Genomic DNA, 3,396 nt, shown 5'->3' with positions numbered 1-3,396 from the left:
TTTTGCTTATATGGTATAATAAGTGTGAATATATGTAAAAAACAAAAGGATGATAAGTATGGATTTGATAAAAATCGTTTCAAATGTTCAGAAAATTTCTGAGGCAATATCAAGCGTTATAGGCGTAGATGTGACAGTAGTAGATAATAATTATAATAGAATAGCGGGCACAGGAAGATATAGAAATTCTATTTTTGAAAAAGTAAATGAAAAATCTGTTTTTGGATTTGCTTTAACACAGGGGGAAAGCTTTATTATTGAAAATCCTAGGCAACATTTTGCATGCTTAAAGTGTGAGAATATTGGAAATTGTAAGGAATTTGCGGAGGTTTGTTGCCCAATCCGTGTAGGTAATGACACTGTTGGTGTTATTGGACTTATTGCTTTTGAAGAAGAGCAAAGAAAAGCTATTATAAATAATAAAGTAAACTTAATGAATTTTTTGAATAGAATGGCAGATTTAATATCATCGAAGCTAACAGAAGAGGAAAATACAGAGGAAATAAAGCTTTTGGCAGGTGAACTTGAGATTGTTCTTGATTCGGTAGATAGAGGGATTGTAGTCGCGGATCACAGAGGAAATATTCTTCATTATAATACCAAAGCTTTGGAGTTATTTAAGATTAAGAAAAACGAGATTTTAAATACCAATATAAAAAACCTTATAGGCACCGTTGATTTTAACTTACTTATTGAAAAACATATTAATTTAGAAAATAAAGAATTTACATATAAAGGCAGTAATCACCACTTTAGAGGGGTTTTTGATGCAAAGCCTATTAGTATTTCTGATAAAAGCTTCAGTATTGTATGCACGTTTAGTAATATTTCTGATTTGTTAAAAACAGTAAATAATATTACCACTGGGACTATGATTACTTCTTTTGATAGTATTATAGGAAGCAGTAACTGCTTGGAACAGGTTAAAGTACAAGCAGAAAAAGCTTGCAAATCCACTTCTACTGTACTTATTCAAGGAGAAAGTGGAACGGGAAAAGAGCTATTTGCAAGGGCTGTCCATTTCCAAAGTAACAGAGCTAAGGGGCCTTTTATTTCAATAAATTGCGCAGCCATTCCAGAGCAATTGTTAGAAAGTGAGTTTTTTGGGTATGAGGATGGTGCTTTTACGGGAGCAAGAAGAGGTGGCAAGGCAGGAAAATTTGAATTAGCAAATAAAGGAACAATATTTTTAGACGAAATTGGAGATATGCCCATTCATCTTCAAACTAAACTTTTAAGGGTAGTACAGGAATACGTCATTGAGAAGATTGGTGGAAAAGAATCTATTCCTATTGATGTAAGAATTATTGCGGCTACTAATAAAGATTTAGAAAAAAAGGTATTAGAAGGAGAGTTTAGGCAAGATTTATTTTATAGATTAAATGTAGTGCCCCTTAATATACCTCCTTTAAGAGATAGAAAAGATGATATAGTAATTCTTGTGGATTATCTTTTGGATAAATGTAATTCTAAGCTAGGAAAGCATATAGATAAAATAGATGATGCTACTTTAGAAATTTTTATGAATTATCAATGGCCTGGCAATGTGCGTGAACTCGAAAATACCATCGAATATGCTGTAAATATGTGCGGTAGTAGTGTTATAAAATGTTTGGATTTGCCCAAAAGGTTAAAAGTTTCAGACAATACCACAAAGTTGAACAAAAATGTTGGGATTATACCTATTAAGGAACTGGAGAAAAAAGAAATTGAAAAAGCTTTAGAATATTTTGGACATAGCAAACAGGCAATTACAAAGGCCGCTGAGGCTTTAGAATTAAGTAGAGCAACATTATATAGAAAGTTAAAAGAATATGGAATAAAACAGTATCAAAATGAGAATTAATTCTCGTTATGATACTGTTTTTCACTATTTTTTATCATTATGAGAAAAACAACGTTAAAATGGGTATTATTAGCATGATTTTATTGGCATGAATATTGCTCTAATTATGTACAAGGCACATTCAAATAAATAGCAAGTCTATATGCAAGTTATTTTTTTCATGTATCTTAGGATAATTCGTAGAGGAGTGATTTTATGAAATTAAGAAATCTTATAGTTCAAACATTGAAAGAAGAGGTTGTTCCAGCTATGGGATGTACTGAGCCAGTGGCTGTTGCTCTTGCCAGTGCAAAAGCTAAAGAATTAATAACTTTTAATTATATAGAGAAAGCGGAAGTTTTTGTTAGTCCTAATATATATAAAAATGGATTGTCAGTTGGGGTGCCTTATACTCAGGAAGTTGGACTTTATATTGCAGCTGCCCTTGGTTTTATTGGTGGAGAAAGTAAAAAGGATCTAAGAGTACTCGAAGGAATTAATGAAACCAAAGTGCAGCTTGCGAAAGAGCTTTTACATAGTGGGAAATTATCATTAAATATTAAAGATACTGATGATAAAATCTACGTAGAAGTAAATCTTGTTACAGATAAAGGAAATTGCAATGTGATTATAAGTGGAAAACATAATAGATTTGTTTATGCTGAAAGCCAAGGAAAAGTTCTTTTAGATTTAAGAGAAGAGGATAAAAAAAATAATGTTGGGAAGAATATTTTATACAACTTAAAAATAAGAGATATTATAAGTGAAATTGAAAAAATACCTCATGAGGATATTGCTTTTATGTTAGAAGGAGTAGTAATGAATGAAGCTATAGCTAAAGTAGGTCTAAATAGTAAAATGGGCATGGGAGTTGGTTTTAGTCTTAAAAAAAGTATACAACAAGGGATTTTGTCAGAGAACTTGATGACATCTTCAATGATGCTAACAGCGGCTGCTAGTGATGCTAGAATGTCAGGGGCAAGTCTATCTGTTATGAGTAGTAATGGAAGCGGAAATAACGGGCTCACAGCAATTTTACCTATAGTTGCATATAAAAATAAATTTAATGTGGATGATGAAAAGTTAGCTAAAGCAGTGGCCATAAGTCACATGGTGAATAGTTATGTGAAATATTATATAGGTAGATTATCGGCATTATGTGCTTGTGGCGTTGCAGCTGGAACTGGGTCAGGTGTAGCTATAGCATGGTTAATGGGCGCAAGTTATGACCAAATGGATGGAGTTATAAAGAATACCATTGCAAACACCAGTGGAATGATATGTGATGGAGCAAAGGAAGGATGTTCACTAAAGCTTTCAACTTCTGCATCAGTTGCTGTACAATCTGCGATTTTAGCTATAAATGATTCTATTGTATCCGCAAGAAATGGAATTGTTGCAGAAACTGCAGAAGACACGATTGTGAATTTAGGAGTTTTATCGCGAGACGGCATGAGCATTGCAGATGCTGTTATATTAAATACAATGAAAAAGATGGAAAAAGAATATAGTTCTATGCCAGTACATCAAAAATTAGAAGGTATTATTTCGTAGTTTATTTAGTTTATTTA

General features: G+C 32.4%; 2 protein-coding genes. Both read left to right on the top strand.

Annotation, left to right across the window (positions count from 1 at the left end; all coding sequences use genetic code 11):
- The first annotated feature begins 58 nt into the window (after positions 1–58).
- Positions 59–1,846, top strand: a complete 1,788-nt coding sequence (locus JJE11_RS16795) for a sigma 54-interacting transcriptional regulator (protein WP_291637691.1) — start codon at positions 59–61, stop codon at positions 1,844–1,846.
- A 195-nt stretch (positions 1,847–2,041) separates the two neighbouring features.
- Positions 2,042–3,379, top strand: coding sequence for a serine dehydratase subunit alpha family protein (locus JJE11_RS16790; protein ID WP_291637689.1), 1,338 nt, complete (start codon positions 2,042–2,044; stop codon positions 3,377–3,379).
- The last annotated feature ends 17 nt before the right edge of the window (positions 3,380–3,396 follow it).

The sequence above is a fragment of the Clostridium sp. genome, from assembly GCF_016650095.1.
GTDB lineage: Bacteria > Bacillota > Clostridia > Clostridiales > Clostridiaceae > Clostridium_AD.
This window is presented reverse-complemented; position numbering and strand designations above follow the sequence as displayed.